This is a genomic window from Variovorax sp. 20P10.2.4, assembly GCF_058244205.1.
In genome coordinates, this window is the sequence record NZ_JBZAYE010001156.1 from 1 (window position 1) to 1186 (window position 1186).

Below are 1186 nucleotides of genomic sequence, written 5' to 3' on the forward strand. Positions count from 1 at the left end.
CTGCAGACCGGCCGCCGTGCCTTCGCGCATCGCTGCGCCGTGGTGGCCGACGGACCGGCCGCCGCCACGCGCATGCTTGCCAAGGGCGAGGGCCTCGTCGCGGCATCGGCCCCCGTGCCCGAGCAGGCGCCCGAGGTGGTGTTCCTGTTCCCGGGCGGCGGCACGCAGCACGCCAACATGGGCCTCGCGCTCTATCGCGACGACGATGCGTTCCGCGCCGACGTCGACCGCTGCTGCGAGCTGCTGCGCCCCGAGCTCGGCTTCGACCTGCGCGAGCTGCTGTTCCCCGCGCCGGGCGCTGAGACCGAGGCGGATGCGCGGCTGTTCGACATCGCCATGGCCCAGCCGGCGCTGTTCGTCGTCGAGTACGCGCTGGCGCAGTGGTGGATGCGCCGCGGCGTGCGGCCCGACGCGATGATGGGTCACAGCCTCGGCGAGTACGTCGCGGCCTGCCTGGCCGGCGTGTTCCGGCTCGAGGACGCCTTGCGCGTGGCGGCCCTGCGCGGCCGCCTGCTGCAATCGATGCAGCCCGGCGCGATGACCGCGGTGCCGCTGTCGCAGGCCGAGATCGCGCCTTTTCTGCAGGGCGGCTGCGACCTCGCGGCCGCCAATGGCGAGCAGCTGTGCGTGCTGTCCGGTCCGATCGAGGCGGTCGAGGCCGCCGAGCAACGGCTGCGCGCCCAGGGCCATCTGCCGCGCCGCCTGCACGTGTCGATCGCCTCGCACTCGGCGATGACGCAGCCGCTGCTCGCCGAGCTCGAACGGCTCGTCGCCTCGGTGCCGAGGCAGGCGCCGAAGATTCCCTTCGTCTCCAACGTCACCGGTCGGCTGATCACGGTCGAGCAGGCGACCAGCCCGAACTACTGGGCGCAGCACCTGCGCGGCACGGTGCAGTTCGAAGCCGGCCTGCGCACGCTGTTCGAGCGGCCCGGCCGCGTGGTGCTCGAGGTCGGCCCCGGCGAAACGCTCGCCGGCCTCGCGCGTCAGCACCCGATGGCGGCATCGGCCGTCGGCGTGTACGCGAGCCAGGCCCATCCGCAGCAGCAGGCGCGCAATGCGCAGCAGCTCGCGCAGACCCTGGCCGGCCTGTGGCTCGCGGGCGTGGCGATCGACTGGGCGGCCTGCCATGCGGGCCAGGCCCCGCGCCGCGTGCCGCTGCCGGCCTATCCGTTCCAGCGCCGCCGCT

At 74.2% G+C, this 1186-nt stretch carries 1 protein-coding gene; it reads left to right on the forward strand.

Annotated features, from left to right (window positions below; genetic code table 11):
* Positions 1 to 1186: acyltransferase domain-containing protein (locus AC27VN_RS41925; RefSeq protein ID WP_490880580.1), on the forward strand; the 1186-nt coding region annotated here is incomplete at both ends.